General features: G+C 51.8%; 17 protein-coding genes and 1 riboswitch. Of the genes, 2 read left to right on the forward strand and 15 right to left on the reverse strand.

What is annotated here, in order from left to right; genetic code table 11:
• Nucleotides 1-240 precede the first annotated feature (240 nt).
• Nucleotides 241-699, forward strand: coding sequence for an Lrp/AsnC family transcriptional regulator (locus AAIG11_RS09175; RefSeq protein ID WP_283409079.1), 459 nt, complete (start codon nt 241-243; stop codon nt 697-699).
• Nucleotides 700-710: 11 nt separating this feature from the next.
• Here AAIG11_RS09175 and AAIG11_RS09180 read toward each other — a convergent pair whose 3' ends face one another.
• From AAIG11_RS09180 to AAIG11_RS09210, 7 genes are all read right to left on the reverse strand, one after another.
• The gene (locus AAIG11_RS09180; RefSeq protein ID WP_343185948.1) at nt 711-1,313 is read right to left on the reverse strand and encodes a GNAT family N-acetyltransferase; all 603 of its coding nucleotides are present in this window, start codon (nt 1,311-1,313) and stop codon (nt 711-713) included.
• A 377-nt stretch (nt 1,314-1,690) separates the two neighbouring features.
• Complete coding sequence (gene hisS, locus AAIG11_RS09185; RefSeq protein WP_343185949.1) at nt 1,691-3,013, reverse strand: histidine--tRNA ligase; 1,323 nt, start codon at nt 3,011-3,013, stop codon at nt 1,691-1,693.
• 96 nt (nt 3,014-3,109) lie between these two features.
• Nucleotides 3,110-3,340, reverse strand: a complete 231-nt coding sequence (locus tag AAIG11_RS09190; RefSeq protein WP_343185950.1) for a hypothetical protein — start codon at nt 3,338-3,340, stop codon at nt 3,110-3,112.
• A gap of 22 nt (nt 3,341-3,362) precedes the next feature.
• Complete coding sequence (locus AAIG11_RS09195; RefSeq protein ID WP_343185951.1) at nt 3,363-4,526, reverse strand: ATP-NAD kinase family protein; 1,164 nt, start codon at nt 4,524-4,526, stop codon at nt 3,363-3,365.
• A 250-nt stretch (nt 4,527-4,776) separates the two neighbouring features.
• Nucleotides 4,777-6,342, reverse strand: a complete 1,566-nt coding sequence (gcvPB, locus tag AAIG11_RS09200) for an aminomethyl-transferring glycine dehydrogenase subunit GcvPB (protein ID WP_343185952.1) — start codon at nt 6,340-6,342, stop codon at nt 4,777-4,779.
• Nucleotides 6,343-6,376: 34 nt separating this feature from the next.
• Complete coding sequence (gene gcvPA / locus AAIG11_RS09205; RefSeq protein ID WP_343185953.1) at nt 6,377-7,783, reverse strand: aminomethyl-transferring glycine dehydrogenase subunit GcvPA; 1,407 nt, start codon at nt 7,781-7,783, stop codon at nt 6,377-6,379.
• 73 nt (nt 7,784-7,856) lie between these two features.
• Nucleotides 7,857-8,639, reverse strand: coding sequence for an SDR family NAD(P)-dependent oxidoreductase (locus AAIG11_RS09210; protein ID WP_343185954.1), 783 nt, complete (start codon nt 8,637-8,639; stop codon nt 7,857-7,859).
• Nucleotides 8,640-8,904: 265 nt separating this feature from the next.
• Here AAIG11_RS09210 and AAIG11_RS09215 point away from each other — a divergent pair, with 265 nt between their 5' ends.
• Entirely contained in the window at nt 8,905-10,647 is a 1,743-nt protein-coding gene (locus tag AAIG11_RS09215) for a sigma-54 interaction domain-containing protein (RefSeq protein WP_343185955.1), read from the forward strand.
• Between the two features lie 80 nt (nt 10,648-10,727).
• On the opposite strand, the gene AAIG11_RS09220 is transcribed toward AAIG11_RS09215, so the two are convergent.
• From AAIG11_RS09220 to AAIG11_RS09255, 8 genes are all read right to left on the reverse strand, one after another.
• Nucleotides 10,728-11,987, reverse strand: a complete 1,260-nt coding sequence (locus AAIG11_RS09220; RefSeq protein ID WP_343185956.1) for a TraB/GumN family protein — start codon at nt 11,985-11,987, stop codon at nt 10,728-10,730.
• 318 nt (nt 11,988-12,305) lie between these two features.
• Nucleotides 12,306-13,982: a dihydroxy-acid dehydratase gene (ilvD, locus tag AAIG11_RS09225; protein WP_343185957.1), complete on the reverse strand. Its 1,677-nt coding sequence runs from the start codon at nt 13,980-13,982 to the stop codon at nt 12,306-12,308.
• A 111-nt stretch (nt 13,983-14,093) separates the two neighbouring features.
• The gene (locus tag AAIG11_RS09230; protein ID WP_343185958.1) at nt 14,094-15,749 is read right to left on the reverse strand and encodes a helix-turn-helix domain-containing protein; all 1,656 of its coding nucleotides are present in this window, start codon (nt 15,747-15,749) and stop codon (nt 14,094-14,096) included.
• 268 nt (nt 15,750-16,017) lie between these two features.
• Nucleotides 16,018-17,004 carry a bile acid:sodium symporter family protein gene (locus AAIG11_RS09235; protein ID WP_343185959.1) on the reverse strand — a complete coding sequence of 329 codons (987 nt, stop codon included), beginning with the start codon at nt 17,002-17,004 and terminating at the stop codon, nt 16,018-16,020.
• A 372-nt stretch (nt 17,005-17,376) separates the two neighbouring features.
• Nucleotides 17,377-18,459 carry an HlyD family secretion protein gene (locus AAIG11_RS09240; RefSeq protein ID WP_343185960.1) on the reverse strand — a complete coding sequence of 361 codons (1,083 nt, stop codon included), beginning with the start codon at nt 18,457-18,459 and terminating at the stop codon, nt 17,377-17,379.
• Nucleotides 18,443-19,135 carry an ABC transporter ATP-binding protein gene (locus AAIG11_RS09245; RefSeq protein WP_343185961.1) on the reverse strand — a complete coding sequence of 231 codons (693 nt, stop codon included), beginning with the start codon at nt 19,133-19,135 and terminating at the stop codon, nt 18,443-18,445. Before AAIG11_RS09245 ends, AAIG11_RS09240 begins: the two co-directional genes overlap by 17 nt.
• Before the next feature lie 126 nt (nt 19,136-19,261).
• Nucleotides 19,262-21,793 carry an ABC transporter permease gene (locus AAIG11_RS09250; protein WP_343185962.1) on the reverse strand — a complete coding sequence of 844 codons (2,532 nt, stop codon included), beginning with the start codon at nt 21,791-21,793 and terminating at the stop codon, nt 19,262-19,264.
• A 271-nt stretch (nt 21,794-22,064) separates the two neighbouring features.
• Entirely contained in the window at nt 22,065-24,548 is a 2,484-nt protein-coding gene (locus tag AAIG11_RS09255; protein WP_343185963.1) for a DUF4832 domain-containing protein, read from the reverse strand.
• Nucleotides 24,549-24,622: 74 nt separating this feature from the next.
• Nucleotides 24,623-24,710, reverse strand: a riboswitch (cyclic di-GMP riboswitch).
• Nucleotides 24,711-24,725 lie beyond the last annotated feature (15 nt).

Below are 24,725 nucleotides of genomic sequence, written 5' to 3' on the forward strand. Positions count from 1 at the left end.
CCGCCTCTGTTTCCAGGCATTCTTTGATCTCTTTTATCTCTTCAGGCACTGCAGCGACTGCCCTCATCCAATTGATCCAAAAATCACCGACAGAAAGTTGCGATTCCCTGTTTTTTGTTTCGCAATAAAACGAAAAATCGGATTTTTTGCGGGTATTGTTTGAATTTTCGATGATCAACAGTTATAATGGAATAGACTGAGATTGTTTCGTTCATCGAAACCACGGAAGGGATGATGTGTATGAAAAACCCCTATGGCCTTGATCATGTCGATATGAAGATTATCCGGATGCTGCAACGGGACGGCCGCACCCCCAACACAGACATTGCCAGAGAGTTGGGCGTCTCAGAATCCACCGTTCGCAACCGGATATCGCGACTCATTGACAATAAAGTCATGCAGATCGTTGCCGTTGCCGACCCGTTCAAGCTGGGACTGGATGTGGCAGCCATGATCAAGATTCATTCTGACATCAAAAAAGTAGACCATGTGGCAGCGGAACTGGGAAAAATCAATGAAATCTGGTACATCGCCCTTGCCACAGGCCGATCCACTTTTGATATTGAGGTTTACGTCAAAAACATTCACCAGCTCCACGAGCTGCTGGAAAAGAAAATTTGGCCCATCGACGGCATCGAGCAGACAGAAACCTCAGTGGTGCTTTCGTACCTGAAGCGGGAATACTGCTGGAACTTCTAAAGCACAACCCGCTACAGCAAATCCCCTTTTTCGTCGAAGAAACTGGGAGGAAACTTAATGACACCCTGCACCCCTTTCAGGGCGCCTTTTTTCAGCTCCAGCACCTGCAGGTAGTCTTCCTCATCGAACCCAAAGGGCATATGAATGCTTCTGGGAACAGCCGGCTCAAAACCAAAACGGCTGTAATAGGCCAAGTCTCCCACCACCACCATGACTGGCAGCGGCATTCTTTTGGCTGCAGCAATACCAATTCGAATTAGTTCCTGACCTATGCCCCGCCGCTGAAAATCTGGCAAGACCGAAACAGGCCCCAGCACCAATGCGTTGTGGGGCTTTTTTTTGTCTTCAATTTCAAGCAGCGAAATCATACTCTGACCCACCAACACGCCATCACACAGCGCCACCAATGCCAGCGAAGGCAAATATCCGGAACTCTGACGAATCTTTTCCACCAGCTGCCATTCCTGACCGGTACTGAAGGGCATAGGGGCGAATGCTTCGCGTATGACTTCACGAATGACCGGCACTTCTTTTTTGTCTTCCGGACGGACCACCAGTTCCCGGCAGGACATCCGAAAGGGTGACTGATGCTTCTTCGGAGTTTGCTTTGCCATTTGCCCACCCTCCTCACTGTCTGAATATGGGTAGTATACCCAACAAGCCTTGGTCATAACGCGGCATGTGAACAAAACTGCCTCCACAGGGTTTTCATTGATCATGGTCAGGAATAGTGAATAATGAAAATCAAAACGAAAAGCATTGAAATCACTTTATCTACTCCTTTTCTATGCATGATACTTACTGCCTAAGATAAAATAGACTCCTTGCAAACTCCTACTATCATCTGTTTCAGTCCATTTTTTAATAGGTGCATCTCTTGTACATACAGCTTTAGATGCTCCGCTCCTACGCCAATCATTTTTCAACATCAGCAAAATGAAAACGCGCCTGATTTGCCAAAAGGCATTGCAGGCGCAGGATGATCACGTCTTTATTGATTGATGATGTTTGCAGCTTCTTCAAAGGAAAGGCGCTGCTGTTCACCGTCGGTCATGTTTTTCAGCGTAAGCAGCCCGTCGGCCACTTCTTCGTCTCCAATGAGCACCACATAGGGAATGCCATGTTTGTTGGCATAGTTCATCTTCTTGGCAATTTTAGCCTCTTCCAGGTAAACTTCTGTCACCACGCCGGCATTCCGCAGGCGACTGGCCACACGGGCACAGGTTTCAAGGGTATTGCCGATGGGCACCACCAGCGCCTGAGATAACGATGAAATGTTCTCTTCTCCCAGAATCCCGGCTTCATTCAACTGATAGAACAACCGGGTAAGGCCGATGGAAATGCCCACGCCAGGAAGCTTTTCCTTTGTATAATACTCAGCCAGATTATCATAGCGGCCGCCGGAGCATACAGACCCAATTTCCGGGTAATCCCGCAGCAGGGTTTCGTAGACGGTGCCGGTGTAGTAGTCCAGCCCCCGGACGATTTTCAGTTCAATGGCAAAGCTCTCTTCCGGCACCCCAAAGGCCCGAATGAGGGTGACCACCGTGTTCAGCTCTTCCAGTCCTTCCCGAAACTGTTCATTGTCGATGCCCAGCGCCGCCAGGGCTTCCAGCTTTTCTGAGTTGGTGCCTTCAATGGCGATGAAATCGAAGACACCGCTGATGGCGGTTGCGTCAATACCAGCCTCTTCCAGCTCTTTTCGGGTTTTTTCGGGCCCGATTTTTTCCAGCTTGTCAATGGCCCGGAGCATCTCCGGTTTTCCTGCCACGCCATAGTGGGCAAAAAGTCCGTTCATGAGTCTTCGGTTGTTGATGCGAATGACAAAGGGAGGAAGGCCGATTTCGGTGAACACATTATAAATGATGGCCGGGATCTCAGCGTCAGTGGCAATGCTCAGTTTTTCACGGCCAATGACATCAATATCGCACTGGTAGAATTCACGAAAACGCCCTTTCTGGTTCCGCTCCCCCCGATAGACCTTGCCAATCTGGTACCGTCGAAAGGGAAAGGTAAGATCACCCATGTGCTGGGCCACGTAACGGGCCAGGGGCACCGTGAGATCAAACCGCATGGAAAGGTCACTGTCGCCTTTCATGAAGCGGTAAACCTGTTTTTCTGTTTCGCCGCCGCCCTTGGCCAGGAGCACCTCCGATTTTTCAATCACCGGAGTGTCCAGAGGGGCAAAGCCATAACGCTCATACACCCGGCGGATGGTGTCCATCATCCGGTTAAAGCGAATTTGCTCTGCCGGCAGCAGTTCCATGAATCCCGGCAGGGTCGAGGGCTTCACGATGTTCTGTTTTTCACTCATATGGATTCCTCCCTCATTTAAGTAATGAATGAGAGTATTATACCATAAACCGGCTCTATAAGCACATCACACAAGACTGAAGACACAGAAACTTGATCAAGTCAGCCAGCATCCCTTCGCAGATGGCGCCTTTCTTCTTTTATCAAAAGATGCAGAAGCAGACCCCACCAGTATCAATATGACGTCAGTATTGATAGTTTTTTGGAGCTCCCCTCTTTTGCGGCCATTCTTAAGGGCAACCGCTTCTGCCCGGGGCAGCTTGGGATCCATGGTGACAAGGTGCCCATTGACCAACTGCAAGTCCATTTCGTCCTTCCTTTTTCCCATCTCTTTTAGGCTCATGCTGCTGTCAGGAACGCTTCACCGAATACATGATCGAATCTTTGTAGCCTGTCATCACTTTATAGTAGCCCTCCAGCTCCAAGTCCAGACTTTCATCTCCCGTATCCACCATCAGCGGTTTTCCGCCAAGGGCATTGATCTTTGTCAGAGCTGCCATGATCGTCACGTGCTCTCTCCCTGCCTGACGGATCACCGCTGGACTCAACTGCTGGTTGCCCCGGCCAAAAATATAACCCTGGCCGCCAATGGGTGTGATCACCAGTCGGCACTCCTTGCCTTTTATGGCTGTGAGAATTTCTTTTTCCGTTGCATCACTGCCCACTAACCGCCGGTTCAATACCAAGTCCACCCCCAAAAGAGTGGCCGGCAGATCAAGGGCCGCCATCACCTGCCTTGTGGTGGAACCAGGCCCAATCACATAAACCACATCCGGCGCCATGCTGTCCACCACCCTGAGGGCAATGGCTTTTTGAGCCCCTTCGTCTGCCAGAGAACTGCCGCTCTTTCTTCCCTGCATCAACCGGGCTTCGTCTGGCACCCTCAGGTATCCATATAACCGAGTGCTGACACTGCCCCTTCGATAAGCCGCTTCATCAATGTCCAACACTTCTTCCGATTTCAGCTGAGCGATCTCCCGCCTCAGAAACCGTCGGGCCATCTCCCCTGCCTTCTCCGGACTTAGGGCATATACCGGAGAGTGGATTTTCACGCCGGCAGGAACGCCCACCACCGACACCTTTTCTCCAACAGCCGCATACACATCTCTGGCAGTTCCGTCACCACCCACAAACAATATGAGCGATACTCCTGTTTCCATCAGCTCTCTGGCAGCATGGCGGGTATCTTCAGATGTGGTGCTGTGACTGGCCCCCGGTTCATTCTTCATTCCAACGTCATTGATCCTTTTACTGTTGCCAGGCGACAGCAGCTGACAGCCAAAACCCAGTTCTTTGACAATGACTTCTCCCATATCGCCAGCAGGGGTGAGGATGACCATTTCTTTTTTTAGTGACAGGAGTACTTCCAAAGCCCTGGAGGCTCTTGCTCCCGCCCGGGGAACGGCCCCCCTGGCAAGCGCTTCTTCCAGCACCCCGTCGGTTCCCTTCAATCCAACAGCCCCGCCCATTCCAGCCACTGGATTGATGATCAATCCCAGTTTCAACAAACTCATCCCTCCCTGGAAAATCTGTTATCGCAGGTCCCCTGCTGCTATCCCCAAGCCTTTCTGCAACCGTCAGTGATTCTCTTTTTATGTTTCCACTGAAAAGCCACCCTGTTCCTTCAATGATTGTCAGGATAACATCATCACGCCCGGCCAAACACCCTCCGGGATTTAAACTGCACCTTCTGATAAGGGTCTGCTCTTCTTTAAGCAGCCTTCAAGTTCAGATGGTATTGCAAACAGTTATATCCAACTAATGCTAATCAGCCGGCTGGCTTTTCTTCAGATAGGTACGCCAGGTGAGGGCCCACCCATCCGGGTCATCCATTCCTGATTCGTCCACTTGATGGATAACACTGTTGTGGGGAGCCGTTTTCACCAGCTCTGGATTCTCGTAAGATTCCTGAACAATATGGGTCAATGTGGCAATGTACTCGTCCAAATCTGCTTTTGAAGGGGTTTCTGTGGGCTCCAGAGTGGCTGGTTCCGGCACGTGATAGGGATGATGGCTGGTCCAGTAATGGAGTCCGAAATCCAGCATGCGTCGCTGGATATCAGCGGTGGTCACCCCCGTGTCATCTGCCAGTTTTTTCAGAGTGAAACGCACCTGTTCAATCCGCTGCTTTTCTGGATCATAGGGAGCATCGATTCCTTTGATTTCCAACAGCTTTCGGTAAAGGTAGTTGTTGTTCAGCACCGCCACCTTGGCCGCTTCATAAAGGCCCTCTGCCCCCATGGTACGGGTCCAGGCGTAGGCTTTCAGCACCACCGGCGGCACTCCATGGAATGACCGAGTACGGCCAATGCTGTTGGGCAGGTCATGGTCAAGAAAGTATTGGTCGTCATCAAAGTCCACCAAAGGGGCTGGCAGAAAGCTTTTTAACTGGGCGGTCACCCCTAAAGCACCTGACCCAGGCCCTCCGCACCCATGAGGTGTTCCGAAGCTTTTGTGAAGGTTAAAGAAGCACATGTCAAACCCGGCTTCCCTGGCCCTGGTGACACCAAACAAGCCATTGGCATTGGCCTGATCATAGCCGCAAAGCCCCCCATACTGATGCACCAGATCTGTGAAGTCTTTGATTCGCTTGTTATAAAGCCCTGTGTCTTCTGGGTTGGCGCAGATAAACCCAGCTGTCCGATGAGAAACAGCTGCTTTGAACGCCTCTGGGTCTGGGTAACCCTCTGCATCAGGGTAAATGGTAATGATTTTATATCCTTTCAATGCCGGGCAGGCTGCGTCAGAAGGGTGGGAATGCACGGTGGTAATGATTTCATCCCGTTGGTCATCTTCGCCCTTATGGCGATGCCAAGCTTTGATGATGGACGCCATGGCAAAAGCCGCCTGACTGCCGCTGGAAGTTTGAAAAGTGAACTGATCCATGCCGGATATTTCCCGCAGCATCAGATCCATTTCATAGTAAATTTGCAAGGCTCCCTGAACCGTTTCCACAGGCTGCTCTGGATGCAGGGCTGCCATTTGAGGAAGACCTGCCAACCGGTCATTGATTTTAGGATTATACTTTAGGGTGCAGGTTCCCTGGCCAATTTCAATGTTCATATCCCCTCCCAGGGTTTCCTGGGAAAGCCGCATGTAGTGGCGCAGTACCCGAGGCTGGGCCATTTCTGGCAGGGCCGGCGGCGTCTTTCGCCGCAAATGAGGAGGCAATGAGGAAACGCCGTCGCCTGCCACTTCCCTCACTTTTTCATCTGCCTGAGGCACGGCAATGCCCCGCTCCCCTTTTTGGCTTAGTTCAAAAATAACAGGCTCGTCCCACTTGGCCTGGTGAAAGTTGCGCACAAGGTAATTTCGATTAATTCGTTTCATGGTTTTTCCTTCCTTTCCATGGGTATTCCCGCCGTTACCGGGTGTTAAGAATGGCTGCCAAGGCATCTATCAGCTCGTCGATGTCTTCTCGTGTATGGATTTCTGTCACACAGTAGAGGGCGCACTGGCCCAGCTGGGGTTGATCCTGAGACAAGTCTTTGCCTCCCAGAATGCCTGCTTTCAGCAAGTGCTCATTGATGGCTGCCACCGTCATGCCTGTGCCGTTGAAGTCCACCACGAACTCTTTGAAGCTGGATGCTTTGAACCGAGAGCCTGTCACCCCAGAGAGCTGGTTCATCTGGTGAATGGCGTAGCCTGACAGCTGAAGAATGGTTTCCCCCAACTCACGCATGCCTTCCGGTCCCATGAGGGCCAGGTACACCCCTGCTGTAATGCCCCAGAGAGCAGACTGGGTTCCCACGTATTCATTGGCATCTTCTCGCAGGTCACCAAAGGAGGTGCGGTTATAGGCCACGTCTCCAAAACCATACTCCCCTTCCACCGAGGTGGGGGCAATGCCAAAGAGACGGGAAGGGTACTGCATGACATAAGCTTCTTCATCTCGGGTGGCCATAAAGCCGGACTGACCGCCGCCAAAATGCATGTGGATGCCCAGGGGCTGAAGATCTCCACAAATGATGTCAGCACCGTAATGAGAAGGCGGTGCTACAACGCCCAGAGAGCTGGGGTCTACGCCTACAATAAACACGGCCCCCTGCTCTTTTGCCAACTTGCCGATGGCCTCTCCCTGTTCTTCTAAAAATCCGAAAAAAGAAGGATTTTCAATGTAAACAGCTGCCGTGTCTTTTGACAGCTTCTTTTGAAGGTCTTCCAAATCAAGCTGTCCTGTTTCTTCATGATAAGACACAGGGATGATATCCAGGTCAGGGTCACAGTAATTTTTAGCCACCAGAAGCCGGTTCTGATCCATCAGTTCCGGTACCAGCACCTGGCGCCGCCCTGTCATCCGACCAGCCATACGCATGGACGTGGCAGCCGCCTGGGCCCAGTCCATGGTGGGCACATTGACCACTTCCATATCCACCAGTTCTGCCACCATGCTCTGGTACTCAAAAAGACTCTGAAAGCGACCATGATCATTGTAAGGTTCTCCTGCATAGCCGGTGAGAAACTCTCCCCGAGAGTTGATTTCATCGCACACCGCCGGCACATAGTGCTGCCAGCAGCCTGCCCCCAGGAAGTTCAAAAGCTCTCCGCAAGACTTGTTTTTCCTCAAAATGCCTTCCACGTGGCGCCGCAGTGCCGCTTCCGACTTCAGCGCAGGAGGCAAGTTCAGGTTCCGCTTCAGCTTCAGCTCCTCCGGCACCTCTACATGAAGGTCTTCCAGGGTTTCCAGCCCAATTTCCCGAAGCATGGCCTGCTGCACTTCCGGAACAGAGTTGGGGATATAAGGGTGATGCTTGAATCCTTTTACTGACATGTGTATTCCTCCTTCGTTTTTCTGCATGCATCCTGCTTATGAGTATCCAGCTTTGAAAGCTGTCGAAACTGCTTTAGGCAATGCCGCCACCATCCACTACCAGCGCCGTGCCAGTGATCCACTTAGACAAGTCGCTGGCCAGAAATAGAACGGCATTGGCCACGTCTTCCGGTGTCCCCAGTCGCTCCAAAGGCCTACCCTTGGCAGAATCCACCAGGAAACTGTTCTCTTCGCACCCCAGCTGTCGCCCCTCTTCACGAAGCATTGCCGTATCTGTATCTCCCGGATTCACACTGTTCACCCGAATATTGGCTGGTCCATGGTCAATGGCCATGGCCCGGGTCATGTTCACCAATCCACCCTTGGCTGCGCAGTAGGCCGCCGCCAGATCGCCTCCCTTGAGGCCCCATCCTGAACCAGTGTTGATAATGCTGCCACCCCCTCCACGGGTCATCACCGGCACCACGTACTTGGCCATCAGATAAGCACCCTTTAAGGTCACATCCACCACCTTGTTCCACTCTTCTTCCTCTAAATCCACCACATTTTTTCGAAAAGTAACGCCTGCGTTGTTGAATAAAATATCAATGCTTCCAAAATCCTTTTCAATGGCTTTCACTGTGCGCTGGCAAGCTTCACTGGACCTAATGTCACAGAGGTAGAAAACTGCTTTTCTACCTGCCTGGCTTAGTTTGTCTGCTTCTAAACCACCTTTTTCCCCATTCACATCCAGCATGGCCACCGAAGCCCCATAGGCCGACAGCAGTTCCACTGTTGCCAAGCCAATTCCAGAGGCTGCTCCCGTGACCACTGCAACTTTGCCTTCCAGATTCAATACATCTTTTTTCTGTAGCATCCTGTTCCCTCCTTCAATTGATGTTCTTCTTGTTACTATGAGCAAATGTCATGCCAACTTTTCTTTTCAATGCTCATTTTAATGATTATTGTTGCAGCACTGGAAATATGTGCTTTTTTATCCCCTCACCTTGTCATCCCCTGAGGATCCATGCAGTGCCAGCGCTGTTTGTCATGAGATTATTGTCAATATTGACACTTTTCCTTGCCATTCTTCGCCATATATGTCACTATTGAATCATCTTTATTACCAAAGGAGGTGCCCCATGATTTTAGATCACGATATCCTCAATCACCTTCAAAAAATCATTACCCGTCTTGCAGCTGCTGCAGGCATCGAAATCGCAGTGTTTGATAACAACTGTCAACTTATTTTATATACACCTTCCTATCTTCATCACAAAGGCAGAACTGTTCATACACCTTCCCTTGAAGAAGTGATGCAGGAGGGGAAAATGATTGTCAATGAACCTGGGCGGATGCCTTCCTGTCAAGGGTGTCGATTCAAAGATAAATGTCCTGCCACCATCGAAATCTTAAGTTGTATAAAAGTCAACCGATATACCTTCGGTGTGGTAGCCCTCACTTCCTTTACGCAAGAAGGCCACACCATGATGTCTGGAAATCCTGCAGTCTATTGGTCACTTGCGCAGGAAATTGCGGGCCTGGTGAGCGCAGTTGTCCTCACCGTCCAGGGTGGCAGTAAAACTCGATTTCACTACCTGGATGAAATGCTCCTTTCTGCAATGCACCTAACACCGGACCCAGTGATTGCCATCGACCATAACGGTCAGATCACCCACTATAATCGTGCAGCCCTAACTCATTTTTCCTTTTGCAATCTTTCAGCAGCTTCTCTTAAACAAATTCTGCCTCCCGCCATTCTTTCCGGTATTCTCAGCGGAGAAGCGCTGGAAAACCGATCTGTGAACACCCCTCACTTTCATGGTCGTTTGACTGCAACGCCCGTTCGATTGGAGGGCACTTTCGCCGGAGCCATTCTCACCATACGACAGACCGTTTCCCATCACCCCTCTGATAAGCCGGCAGATTTTTCCAAAAGTCCAGGGAGCAGTGCCCTTAATGAGATTGTGGGGAACAGCCCCTCCATCATCCAGTTAAAAAAAGACTTGCTCCAGTTTGCACCCACACCTTCTCCCATCCTGATCACCGGCGAGACGGGAACAGGAAAGGAACTGGTGGCCAGAGCCATTCATGCCAACAGCCCCCGCCATAATGGCCCCTTTGTGGCTGTCAACTGTGCCAGCGTTCCGGAAACCCTCTTCGAAAGCGAGCTCTTCGGCTATATGGAAGGCGCCTTTACCGGTGCCAAGAGAGGCGGAAAAGCCGGCCGTTTTCAAACGGCCCAGGGAGGCACCCTTTTTCTGGACGAAATCGGCGAAATGCCCCTGGCCCTTCAGGCAAAACTGTTACGGGTGTTGCAGCATTATGTCATTGAACCCGTTGGCAGCACGCAACCCATCCCCATCGATGTCAGAATCATCGCTGCCACCAATCAGTCTTTGGAAGATTTAGTTGAAACAAAAGCCTTTCGAGCAGATCTGTACTACCGAATCAACGTGATCCCCCTTCACCTGCCCCCTCTACGGGAGCGCCTGGCAGACTTGCCCCAGTTATGTCAACACCTTTTAGCCAGGTATGCACAGCGGGTGAACAAGCCGACACCGCCGTTTTCTCAAGAAATGCTGGATTTGATGGGGCAACATGATTGGCCGGGCAATATAAGAGAACTGGAAAATGCGGTGGAATATGCTGTGAACATAACTTCTTCCAGCCCATTGACCATCAGCTGTCTGCCTCCCCGCTTGCGGCAAATCTTGACAGCTCGCAGCGCTGCTCCACCCATGAAAAAGAAACTCCAGCACTATGAACAACAAGCCATCACCGCTCTCCTTGATGCGTATGGATGGGATCGGGCCGGCAAAGAGAAAGCCGCCAAAGAGCTGGGCATCAGCCTGCGCACCCTTTACCGCAAATGCTCCCATTAAAAAACCTGGAAGACCATATGGTCTTCCAGGTTTTTTAGAACGATTCACCTGAGCCACAGTGACGTCCTTTAATTTCAGTGCTATCGATTGCCCAACGTCTCCAGAAACAGGCGAATCACGTCGGCACCGCCAATGAAAGTGCCCAGGCTGCTTCCCACATTGGTGAGAGCCACCACCAGCAGAACGCGGGTCACTTTATTTTTCCAGAAGCCCTTGAGGCTGGTGACATCGTCGGTCAGGTTTTCAAAGTCCTGGACGTTGGGGCGGCGAATGTAGGCTTCCACAACGCCGGCAAACCAGCCGGCAGCCAGCAGGGGATTCAGCGAGCTGATGGGAGCTGCCAGAAAGGCGGTGAGAATCGCCAGGGGGTGGGCAAAGGCCAGGGTGGCCCCAATAGCTGAAAACGAGCCATTCCACAACACCCAGCTGATGGACTGGCGAATGCCGGCATCCCGGTTGAGATAGAAGGTGTAGCCAATAATGCCAAGGATTACAGCGGGAATCAGCCAGCCGATCATGCCGGGGCCCTTCCTTTTGGCAGGAACGCGAGACAAAGCCGCCAGATCGTGGTCTTTGTGAATCTCTTCCTGAATGCCCGGCACATGGGCGGCTCCCAGCACCGCCACCACTTTACGACCGGGGGCGTCTTTAATTTTTTGGGACAGGTACTGGTCCCGCTCATCAATCAGCGGCACCTTTAACTGGGGAAAATGTTCGGTGAACTCACTGAGCATGGCGTTGAGCGTATCTTTGGACTTCAGCTTTTCCATTTCTTCTTCGGTGATATCGTCTCCTTCAAAAAGACTCATGAAAATCTGAAGAATCAGCTGGGCCCGTCCTTTCAGCCCCAACCCGTGCCAGATGCGGGAAAAGGTGACCTGAATGTTCCGGTCTGCCAGCACCAGTGCAGCGCCTGTTTCCTGGGCCGACTGAATGCCCTGGAGCATTTCCTGCCCCGGGGTGACTCCAAACTGCTTGGCCATCCGCTTCTGAAAGGAGCTAATGAGCAGATTCATCAGCAGCAGGGTGGCTTTTTTCTCTTTGATGATTTTGAAGATATCTGTTTCTTTCCATTTATTGCCGGAAATAATAGACTGGTAGCGCTGTTCATCCAGCTCCACACAGACGGCATCCGGCCGCTCCAGCTCAATAATTTCCTTCACCTGCTCCGCACTGCGACGGGAAACGTGGGCAGTGCCCACCAGAAGAACTTCTTTCTCTCCCAGGGTCAGGCGGGTCACCGCCTCTTCCAGCTCCGGGGGCAGTACCACCGGTGGTGTCTGTTGATCCACTTCAGCAGTGGCCAGGTTGTCCTGTTGTTCCAATGATTCCTGATTCATGAAGTTCCTTCCTTCTCACCAGGTGTCTTTTCAGACGCCCCGGGGGTTATCAAACCTGTTTTTTGCCTTTCTTTCCAATGAAGTTTATTGTATCATATCACTGGCATTTTGGCACCGGTTACGGGAAAAACAGGTGGTGATGATCATAATCAAACGCCGTCTCCCATCCTTGGGAAACGGCGTGAAACTGTCAGCAAATAAGATGGCCTGGTCATTCACTTTGTCTTTACTCTGCCACCGTGTCTTTTCTGAGGAAACCGGCGTTTGCAATTGTTGATTCCTCTCGATGGAGAGCAGGGATGTTGTGAGACGCAGTGATTACTTTTCCTGCCGGGGAATTTCCAGCACGGCGCCCCGGTTACCGCTGGTGACCAGGTGGGCGTACCGTCCCAGCACACCGCCTTTGATCTTGGGTTCCCGTGGCTGCCAGGCTTCCCGGCGCTGGGCCAGGGTAGCGTCATCCACCTTCAGCTGGATGCTTCGGGCAGGGATGTCGATGGCGATGAGATCGCCTTCTTCCACCAGGGCAATGGGACCTCCCACAGCCGCCTCCGGTGACACATGACCAATGGAGGCTCCCCGGGTGGCACCGCTGAAACGGCCGTCGGTGATGAGGGCCACCTGGCTGCCCAGGCCCATGCCGGCGATTACTGCCGTGGGGCTGAGCATTTCCCGCATCCCCGGGCCGCCCTTGGGGCCTTCATAACGGATGACCACCACATCACCGGCCACAATACTGCCGCCGGCAATGGCTGCGGCAGCTTCTTCCTCACTGTCGAAGACCCGGGCCGGGCCGGTGTGCTGCATCATTTCAGGTGCCACGGCAGCGGCTTTCACCACGCAGGTATCCGGGGCCAGGTTGCCTTTCAGCACGGCAATACCGCCGGTTTTGCTGAAGGGATGTTCCACGGGGCGAATGATGTCCGGGTTACGGTTGGTATGCCCGGCAATGTTTTCACCCACGGTTTTTCGGGTGCAGGTAAGCACGTCTTTCTCGATAAGACCCAGTTTATCCAGTTCGTTCATCACAGCATAGATGCCGCCGGCTTCCTCCAGGTCTTCCATGTAGGCATCCCCCGCCGGGGCCAGGTGACACAGGTTGGGGGTAACAGCGCTGATGGCGTTGGCCTGTTCCAAATCCAGGGGAACCCCGGCTTCGTGGGCAATGGCCGGCAGATGGAGCATGGTATTGGTGCTGCAACCCAGAGCCATATCCACGGTAAGGGCATTGTTGAAGGCGGCTTTGGTCATGATGTGCCGGGGCTTCAAGCCTGCTTCCACCAGCGCCATGATTTGCATACCGGCCATTTTAGCCAGCTGAATACGGGCAGAATACACGGCGGGAATGGTGCCGTTTCCTTTGAGGCCCATGCCCAGCACCTCGGTGAGGCAATTCATGCTGTTGGCGGTGAACATGCCGGCACAGGAACCACAGGTGGGACAGGCCTGGTTTTCATAGCATTCCAGATCTTCCAGACTCATATTGCCGGCAGAGTGGGCTCCCACGGCCTCAAAAACAGAGGAAAGGCTGGTTTTCTTCCCCTTCACCTTACCCGCCAGCATGGGGCCGCCGCTGACAAAAATGGTGGGGATGTTCAGCCGGGCCGCCGCCATGAGCAGGCCGGGCACATTTTTATCACAGTTGGGCACCATCACCAGGCCGTCGAAGGCGTGGGCAGTGACCATGGCTTCTGTGGAATCGGCGATGAGCTCCCGGGTGACCAAAGAGTATTTCATGCCGGCATGGCCCATGGCCAGGCCGTCACAAACGGCAATGGCAGGAAATTCCATGGGGACACCGCCAGCCATGGCCACCCCCATTTTGACGGCATCCACGATTTTATCCAGGTTCATGTGACCGGGCACCACTTCATTAAAGGAGTTGACAATGCCGATCTTAGGCCGTTTCATTTCTTCCCCGGTCATTCCCAGAGCATTCAACAGCGACCGGTGGGGCGCTTTTTCGACGCCTTTGGTGATTTGTTCGCTTCTCATGTGCACTTCCCCTTTCAATACATCTGATCTCATCATTGATAGGCTCTTATTTCATATGACAGGCCATTGCTAAGTTTGATGTGTCATTTCATTTTTTGATCTGTCATTGCTTCACTTGTTTTCCTCATTGACCATCGTGCTTGTGGAACCATGGTGTTTTCGATATTCGTTGGGCGTGGTGCCTGTGTGTTTTTTAAAGACGCTGACGAAGTAACTGTCGTGATTGAAACCCACTTGCTTTCCGATGTCACTGACTCTCATCCGGCTTTTCACCAGCATTTCCTTGGCTTCTTCCACCCGCAGCCGCTGCACATATTCGCTGAAGGAGACCTGATTTTGCTCGTTAAAGAGGTGACTCAGGTAGTTGGGGCTCACATAAAACTGTTCTGCCACCGTTGTCAGCGTCACGTTTCTTCGAAAATGGTGCCGGAGGTACCGGTTGATGCCTTCAATCATTTCTCCCGACTGGTATTCCTGGTGATGTCGCAGCAGCTCCACGCATTCCAGGCAGCACTGTTCCAGCACTCGCCAGGCCTTCGCTCCCGGATTCTCTTTCATCAACTGGTGGTATTTCCCCCGCAGTTCCATCAGCACATTCATATCTTCCAGTGGCTTTAATACCGCCCGCAGCAGCACGGCAATCATCTCAGGAACAATGGCTTCTCCTGGTAGTTTCAGGGCTTTTGCATCGGCAATTTCCTGGCGAATCGTGTGAATGCTGCCTGTTTCAATGGCTTTCTCAAGCTTTTTTTCCAGCGGGTAAGGATACACCGCCTCCTGGGCCAGCATGGGTGTTGCTGCAAAAATGGTGCGGTATCCCAGTTTTTCATTGGCTTTTTTTAAGGCGTCCATGAGCTGGAGTTTTTCCTGCGCCTGACGTACCAGGGCATTTTCTTTCTCGGTGAGTTCCCGGTCAAACACCTGTCGTTCCATGAGTAGTTGCACAAAGTTGGCCGCTGTCTCCAGATGGTCCACCATCACATGAACCCTGCTTTTAATCATTTTGGGAATGTCTTCCTGAAACACCTGCGCTTCTACCATATTCCTATGGACATCTTCATTATTAAACAGAAAGCGCTCACTGCGAATGCTGCCCACCACCTGGTCACCCATGAGAATCGGCACATACAGTCTTTTCAGCCCGCATTGGCAGTGCCAGATTCTTTCATGTGCCTGAAATGAATGGTGGTCAAGGCACTCCGCTGCTTCCTGATGCTTCTGTTTCTGCTGTTTTGACTTCATTTCGCAGTATTGGCACAGGTTTGATTCATCCTGCGGCTTTGTCAGACGACTGCCATCAGCATCCATCACAACAATGGACAGTTTCAGCCTTTCTTTCATTTGGTCACAGATGCTTTGCAGCATCTCCTGAGAAACCACTTCCTGAAGTGACTGAAACTTACTGTAGATCATGGGCTTTTCAGGCTGTTTCAGACGAACAGGCACATAAATCACATCAAAAACCAAGGGTGTTTCTCCGGTATTCTGCACTTCATGCTCTGAATAGGGGGGCACATATACCACCATTCCCGGTGAGACGGTTTCCTGCCCCCGGTCTGTGATAAAAAGCCCTTTGCCTCGAATGACATAAAAGAGCTGTTCTTCTCCCAGATGAAAGTGTCTTTCCTGAAAACAGGTGGCTTCAATGGTGACCCGAGCCACACTCACCCGGCGGTCTGAAGCCATTTCCGGCTCATGAAGCCAGAGAATGTTTCCCCAATCAAACTGTTGACGATCTGTTGATTGTTTTTGATGGAGCGTTTTCATCAAATGCAATCCCTTTCACAGGCCGCAGCCTTCTTTGCAGATTTTCAGGTCTCTTCGCAGTGGTAGTTTGCCTGATGGCTTCTCCGTACCCTGTTATGATTCCTATTATAGTTGACAGAAGTCATTCATGCAAAGAAAACTCTGGGATGGCTATTCATGGGTAGTCTCTCTGGCATCACTGTTCACAGACAGTCTCTCGGAAATGCCTGTTGAAAAGATGGTTTTCACTGGGATTGATGTTGGTATACAGGCAATAACAACGCCGTCATCATTCACCGATGCTTGCTGCTACCTGCCGATGCTGCTCTTCTGTTTTGGATTCCCTGCTTCTGGCCAGCCATGCGAAAATGGAACCGGAAATATTGTGCCAGGCACTGAAAAGAGCAGCGGGGACGGCGGCCAATGGCATGGTGGCAAATTGGCCGGCTGCCAGCGATGCTGCCAACCCCGAATTTTGCATACCCACTTCAACTGCCAGGGTAATGCACTTGCGTCTTTCCATTCCTGTGAGACGACCCACCAGGTAGCCCAGGGCGTATCCCAGCAGGTTATGAAGCACCACCACTACCACAATGATTCCCAGTGATTCCAAGATTCTGGTGGCGTTGGCTCCAATCACACCTCCAACGATGCTGGCGATACACAGGGTTGAAAGCGCAGGCATATAGGTTTCCACCACTTTAACGCCTTCTTTCAGAACTGACCGGATCACCAGCCCCAGCAGAATGGGTACCAGCACCACCTGAACAATATTCACAAACATACTCACCGGATTGAAACTGACGGACTGCTGAATAAGCAGATAGGTGATCGCCGGTGTCAAAAAGGGGGCCAGCAGGGTGGAAACGGTGGTCATGGTCACACTCAGGGCCACGTCGCCACCCGCCATAAAGGTAATCACATTGGAAGCCGTTCCCCCCGGACAGGTACCCACCAGCACCACTCCCACCATCAGGGCTTCCTCCAGCCCAAACGCCATGGACAGACCAAAAGCAATCAGCGGCATAATGATAAACTGTGCCGCTGTCCCTTTCAACACATCCAGCGGGCGCTCCAGTACCAGCTTAAAATCGGCGACTGTCAGTGTCATTCCCATACCAAACATGATGACACCCAGCAACAGATTGATCACCGGCTGCCCCATAAACCGGGAAACCACCCAGGAGAACATCCCTGGAACGGCAAATCCCAACAGCATTGCTGCAATGATCAAAAGTCCGAAATATTTGGAAATTAATTTTGCTGCCTGTTTCATTTTTCACATCACTCCTGATCTGTTTTTAGTTTTTCTTCCATTTGCTCTTGTTTTCTCCTTTTGCGTTTTTTGTCTTTGGTCTGAGAAATAGTGTATCGTTTTCCTTTAACTGCACATTTCCACCATTCGTGTCTTCTCTGTCAGTTTACGAGATCTCGCTTCAAAATTGTTAATCAATCCCCAGGGAATCTTGCTGGTATTTTTTGTCAAAAAAATACGATTCATGTCAATTTAATACTTCCACGCAAGAAACCGTTATGTTTTATAAATCGAAGCAGCGCGCGCACTAAAAAACACCTCTCAAAGTGACTTTTGAGAGGTGTCAGACTGTCGGCAACATCCAATAAAGACAGGGAATTTCGACATTCCCGTCTATTCATCCGCAACGTCAATGAACACATCCACGTTAAACTGGGGTCGCAGGAATTCATCGGCATCTTCCAGAGAAATCACCACCGGCACCACTGTCTCGTTATTCACCACAACAGCTGTATCGGCAATGGTTTCCACCCTTCCGGTGTAGGTGCGGGAACGGTCGGCCACGGGAATGAGGGTCACAGAAGCGCCCACTTCCACCTGGCGAATGAATTCTTCCAGCACATCCGCCTCCACCTGGAGGGTATCCAGGTCAATGAAGCGTAACAGACGCTGGTAGGCCTCTGACCGGTCACCAGGCTTCATCTCCAGGCCCGATACCACTGCCCGGTCAAAGGGGCAGATGACCGCATTATCTTCCAAAAATGGCAGGTTCAGACGGGCTTCCAGCCGCTTTAACCGGTTCTCCAGCAATGCCGCCTGCTCCCTGCGCACCTGGATCTGATGGGTGCCTGCCTGCTGGTTCAGCTGCAACTGTAAATTTTCCACTTGACTTTCCCGGGAGGTGATTTCCCGCTGATACCGCTCCATTTCTTCTTTTGGAACGGCACCAGCTTCATAGAGCCGCTGTCGGTTTTCTGCATCCTCCCGGGCTTCTTCCAATTGCTTTTCCGCATACCCCAGTTCCTGAAGCAATCGGGCTGTTTCACCGCTGACTTCTGCCGCTTGGGCGTTGATCTCTGCCCGCACCACTGCCAACTCTCCCCGAAGGTTATCAGCTTCTTCTTCCAACCCCGCAAACGCCAGGGTCATCACCTGCTGGCCTGCAGTCACCTGCTGGCCATCCCTCACTTGAAGGGTTTGAATCCTTGCGGGAACTTCCAGCGAAACACTCATTTCATCGGCAGCCCGCACTTTTCCAAAGGCTTCCACCTGGCGGCTGATCTCTGAAAGATCCACTTCCTGCACCGGTTCTTCTCCGCCATTTCCACCGCAACCTGACAGCAGCAGCACGACTCCCATCATCATGGCCAGACCTGTGACCCGTCTGCTTTTCCGCCGGGGATGGCTGCTGCCCGTCTCCGGGAGAATGACTTTTTCGCTGTTACCATATCCTTCTCTTTCAATTGTTGCTTTCATTCTCATCCCACACCTTTCCGTCTTTCACCTGAATGATTCGATTGCCATAGGCGGCAGTTTCCACTGAATGACTGACCTGTACAATGGTTTTTCCCTGTTCCCGATTGATTTTAGACAACAACAGCATCACTTCTTCAGTGGTGCGGCTGTCCAGGTTTCCCGTGGGTTCATCTGCCAGAATCACTTCCGGGTCGTTCATCAACGCCCGGGCAATGGCCACCCGCTGCTGCTGCCCGCCGGAAAGTTCCCGGGGGGTGTGGTCTTTTCGGTCACTCAGTTCCACCGTTTCCATAATGTTTTCCAGGCGTTCCCGATGGGGTTTCACTTTTTTTCCGTCCAACAGCAGCGGGAGCAGAATGTTGTCTTCCACCGTCAAATTGGGCACCAGATTGTAGAACTGAAAGACGAACCCCACCTGACGCCGCCGCATGATACTTTGTTCTTTGTCTGAAAGGCCGGAAAGAAGCGTGCCTCCCAGCCGTATGGTGCCGGCGGTGGGTTGGTCAAGTCCTCCCACCAGATAGAGCAGGGTGCTTTTGCCCGAGCCGGAAGGGCCCATGATGGTGACAAACTCGCCCTGATGAATGGTGAGATTGATGTCTTTCAGCACTTCCACCGCCACTTCTCCCAGCTGGTAGGTTTTATACAGTTTTTCTGTTTCAATCATGGGGGTCATCAATTTCCCTCTTTTCTATCATTTCCATTTGCTCGCATTCCCATTATGCCAGCTGATTCGACTGTCCATTTTGTCTGCTTTTTTGACTTTCCATCCGGCTGGTGTCAAGCTCAGTGTTGTTGGGTTTTATTCATATTTTATGGCTTCCACAATGTTCATCCGGGCGTTTTTCAGCGCCGGGCTGATGGAAGCCAATACCGCAATGAGAATGCCTCCGATGATGGCTGCCAGAAAAAAAGTGCCGACGAAGTGAACACCGATGGGGATGCCGGCGGCGTCCATAAAGGCGGGAATTCCCAAAAGCATGAGAATACTGCCCACTACTCCCGTTAACCCGGCAATACAGCCCCCGGTGATGGCTTCAGCAAAGATCATTTTAATCACCTGCCGCCGGCTCATACCGACAGATTTCATAATGGCCAGGGAACGACGGCGTTCCATGAAGCTGATCACGTAGTTGTTGAAAACACCGAATACGCCGATGGCCATGGCCAGCAGAGAAAATCCTTTGAGAATCACGAAAAACTGATTGTTGGATTCAGTATTCATCTCTTCCATCATGCGGTTGGTCTGTCCCCAGATACCCCGCCGACGAAACTTGCTGTGGATGGCTGCCAGCACCGCAGCGTCGTCAGCCCCTTCATCCACCCGTACAAAGTAGGTATCCACATAGGGTCTGTTCATATCAGAGCGGAAATATTGCTGGTGAATGATGGCATTGCTGCCGTTCATCATCAGGGAGTCGTAAAATCCGATCACTTCGTATTGCCGGAGCCCGGTGGGCATCTCCAGGGTGAGCATGTCACCCACTTTCAGCTCAAGGGCCTTCTGCATCATACCGGCGGGAATAATGTACCGGCCTTCGGAAAGGCGGGCCATCAGTTCATCTCCATCGGCACCATCCAAGGGCCGAAAGGCAATATAGTCACGATAGTTCACCGGGTCAATCCCCTGAAGATAGCGCATGGGATAGTCGTGACTGGTCACCCGTACTTCTCCCCACTCTTCCCGGGCTGCATAGGTGGCGGCCACCCCGGGCACTGCCCGAAGGGCCTGCTCAGTACTCCGGTCTGCCCCGTTGATACTGACCATGATATCGAACTGCCAGTCTTTGTAGGCATTGAGCACTTCGACTCCCACGCTGTAACTGATGGTGTTGATCATCAGGAGTACGGTGATGCCAATGGTGAGAAGGGTGATATTATTAAGGATGTTTTTGTTGTCCCGCAGATTTTTCACCGCCAGCAGGCCCTCGTTACCAAAGAGCAACCCATAGAGAGGACCAAACACCAGCAGAAAAATACGAGTCAGCATCGGCACTGCCATGACCACACCGGTGTTGGTGGCTGCCAGCCCCAACAGACTGGCCGGCATGGCCATGGCGTAGGGCGCCAGTCGGGGCAGGGCAACACCGGTTGCCAGCAGCAACACAGCTGCCAAAGATTTCCAGCGCTTGGGGTTGCGGTGGCTGTCAACCAGGTTCAGCACCAACTCTTTAATGGGAATTTTGGAGACCCGGGCAATGGGAATCCATGAACTGATCACTGCCACGCCCACTGCCAGAAAAAAGGCGCGCACCAGATGTTCCGGGCCAAACTGCATGGCTACATCCATGGAACCGCTCCAGGGATCATTGGCCAGTATGGCTGTCATGGCATAAAGAACTCCGATCCCTGCCAGATTTCCCAGAATACCGCCCAGCACCCCATAAGCCAGGCTTTCTCCCAGCAGCACCCCATCGGTGGTTTTCCGTGTGGCCCCAATACTTCGAAAGGTGCCGATCACCGGCAGACGTTCCACGGTTATCACCTTAAAGGTGGAATAGATGATAAACACACTGATGAACAACACCATGGCTGTCATGAGAAAAAAGGGCACCACAATCATCTGCAGCATGCCAGAAAGGTCTGCCTCTGAAAAAGGCGGCCGCACGTCATACCGGGGATACTGGCTCTGAAGCAGCTCCTGTACGGTGGTGACGTCTGCCCCTGCCGTGAGCACCACATAAGCCGTGCTCACACTGCCCCGGGTGCCGGTAAGGGAAGCGGCGTAATCCAGCGGAATCACCGCTGTGCGGGTTTCAGACTGGGGTGAATCCCTGAAAAGTCCGGTGGGCCGGGCAATTCCCCACACTGTCAGCCGGCGTTGGGCCCCGCTGATTTCCAGCTGAATCTGATCTCCCGTTTGAAAACCGTGTTGATCGGCAAATAGTTGACTTAAAATGACGTGATTTCCGGCAAAAGGCCTGCCGACGGCTTTTTCTCTGAAGATGACCGGATTCATGACCTCCAGTTCTTCCAGCTGAAACCCACGGAGATAAAGCTGAGTCGTCTCAGCAGCAGCACCTTCGCCGCCATTGCGGGGTACGGTGTAGATACCGCCCATGGAGATTTCACCTGCCGTCAGGGCCACTCCTTCCACCCCATCGGGAGCAATTCGAAAATATGAAGAAGGCGACTGTTCATTGGCACGAATCAGCAAGGCCGCTTCACCTGTCTGCATGCGCATCTGGTTGCCGTACATCACTGTCATGGTGCCTGCAATGGCACTGGATGCAAAAAAAAGTGCAGCTGAGCAGGTGACAGAGATCACGATAAGAAAGGTGCGGAACTTTTTCTCAGCAATATTTTTCAATATGTATTTCAGGATAATTCCCATGACTGACACCACCTGGAAAATTCATTGGACAAAGCCGGACATTTTAAACCACATACTTTAAACGGTACCTTGGAGGTTGGCCATTCCCTCGTCAAATAACTGCACAGCCAATCGGATTTACGGCTCTTAGCTGCTTTCCCTGATACAATACGCGAATCTTTTTGAATTGTTTCAACCAAAGATTATAAATTCGACAGAAAAACCGCAGGTGTCGTTTGAACACCTGCGGTCAGTAAGGAGAAAACAAATGAAGTTGTGGCAGTCGTTACCGCTATCTTCTGCGGTTGTTGCCGCTGTTGCCCCTGGTATTACTGTCTTGTGTTGTCTGACTGTTGAACCGTGTCAAAGGCAGCGAATGAGTGGCTTTGACAGCGCCATCGTTTTTCATGGAAACAGTGATCACTGCAGTCCCTTCACCGGCACTGGAACGAACCGTTAACAGACCGCTCTGGGTGATGGATACACCGCTGACACCACTGACAGACCACACCAGCTGTTCGCTGCTGACATCCCGTCCACGGTCATCACGAAGCACTGCGGCAAACTGGGAACTCACGTCAACATCATAAATCTGCATACTCTGATCACCATAAATGCTGATGTTATATCCCTCATAAGGGTTCGCAACCGGAGGCTCTTCAACAACTGGTGGTTCTTCCACCACCGGAGGCTCTTCGACCACAGGTGGTTCTACAACCACTGGAGGTTCTTCCAGCACTGGTGGCTGTGGCACTGACTGAGTCTGATAATGGGTCAGGGGCAAATGATGAACACCCTTCACGCTGGGGTCGCTGGTCATGGCGACAGTAATCACTGCGGTACCTTCACTGGCGTTGGAGCCTACTGTCAACAGACCGTTCTGGGTGATGGAAACGCCGCTGACACCATTCACTGACCAGGTGAGGGGTTGACTGGTGATATCTCTTCCTGCGCCGTCTCTCAGAACAGCTGCAAACTGAGAGCTCACATTCACATCGTAAATTTTCATGCTTTGGTCACCATAAATGGCAATACTGTGATTGGCATAGGGAGAACCCGGATCAGGTGTTTCAGTTGCCGGCGGTTCTTCCACAACCGGAGGCTCTTCAACCACTGGAGGTTCTTCAACAACCGGAGGCAATTCTGCTGGACCCGTCACTTCAAGGGATCCGATGTGGTAGAGTTTGTTCTGGTTGGGAACATTGGCAACGGTCAGGTTAATGGCCGGCTGGCTGGTTTTGGGATCGATGATGCCCACATGAAGCTGATAGATGCCCGGCTCAAGCGTTTCCAATGTATCAATGGCGGTGGTGAATGTTTCACTGGTATCCGGAAACAGGCTGCGAACGCTTTGGCTGACAGTGGCTGTGGTGACAGCTTGTCCGGCAGCATTTTTCAGCTGTACCTGAATGGGCCAGTCATGATAGAAGGGGGCTGTTCCTCCATTGCGCCACTGGGTGCTAAGTTCAATGGTTTCTCCTGCTGTCACCGAAGTGTTGAAACTGGCTTCAGTGATGGCAAAGCGGTATCCCATGGTGGCCATGAGGCGATCCATGTTCTGGCTGGCCTCCGGTGACAGATTGTACCACAGCTCCAACAACCAGGTCAGATGGGAGTCTTTCGCCTGCTGCAGGGTGGCATTGATATTGCTGTTATTCAGGTAACGGTAATCGCCGGTGTACAGGAACTCGGCACCGGAGGGAGCTGTTTTCCAGAAGTCCGGCATGGATGGATGATGGTCGCCAGTGTAGTAGTCAGTATATCCATTTTTAATCCAGTCCAGATACCAGTCATAGGTATCTTTGGGAGATCCGAAAGCATGGTTGTGCAGGCCCAGGTTGTTGTCACGGGCAACAGCTCTGGGATATCGGACACTTACTTGGGTGTTTCTGAAGTATCTGGCATAGGCCTGCTCATACTGGGAAGCGACGGCCGCCTGAGGATAACGGCCCACATCGTTGGCTCCCTGGATGAAGTAAGTATGCATTTCACCCCAGTGGCCCACACTGCCCATGACCATGGCGTAGGTCTTGTCGTTGTCATAACGATTGGCCAGTGCCTGCATTACCTTTTCATGGTACTGAATGAGCAAGGGGCTGGCGTAGTTGGGGCTGAACCCGCCGCGATACTCCACGCCGCCGCCGGGAAGATCCATACCCCAGCGGTAAAATGTGCCCACCCCGGGAATGTTGGCGGTAAGTGCTGAAGACTTGTTGAAATCATCAATCACTTTCTGATCGTTTTGAATGCGGTCAAGGGCTGTGTTATATTCGTTAACCTTTGCCTGGTTTCCGGCTGCCTGTGCCTGTTGCCGCAGCTGGGTGTAAGTTTGAGTGGCTTCAGCTTTCAGCTCGTTGTACAACCACATGGGAATACTCATTTGGTTCAGGCCGATGGTGTTGGAAAGACTGGGATAGTCCATGGCAAAACCCAGCATGAGCTGGTTGTTCTGCTCATTTACCCAGTAGTTGTAATTGTTTTGGCTTTCCACTCCAGAAAAATCAAACACACCTTTGTTCTTTTCAATTTCTGCCCAGGTATAACCGGCTACAACGATGGTGCCGTCATAGTTTCGGTTTCTGTCGGTGGCAAAGGCCACCGCACCCATGAAGGGGTTGGCAACATAGTCGGTGGATTCCTGGAATGTATGGGTTTCAATGAGATTTTCGTCTGGGCTATTGGATGCAAAGGACGCCATGGGCATGGACAGTAACATGACCAGTGCCATCATGAGCAGTGCGCCCCGTTGTGTCTTTCGCTTGAATGTTGTTGACATAAAAATACACCTCCTGATTTCAAATCGATACGATTGAAAAAGAGATGTATGGCAATGTCAAGCGCCTGTTACATCATGGCAATCCGGCTGTCTTGTTTTTTAAGACTTACAAGACCCGTGATTTTGCGTCCCTGCCTTCCGACAGGTTTGCCTTTTTCATGATCGTACTGATTACAC

Origin of the sequence: Anoxynatronum sibiricum, assembly GCF_039414295.1 — a bacterium.
Classification (GTDB): domain Bacteria; phylum Bacillota; class Clostridia; order Peptostreptococcales; family Tindalliaceae; genus Anoxynatronum; species Anoxynatronum sibiricum.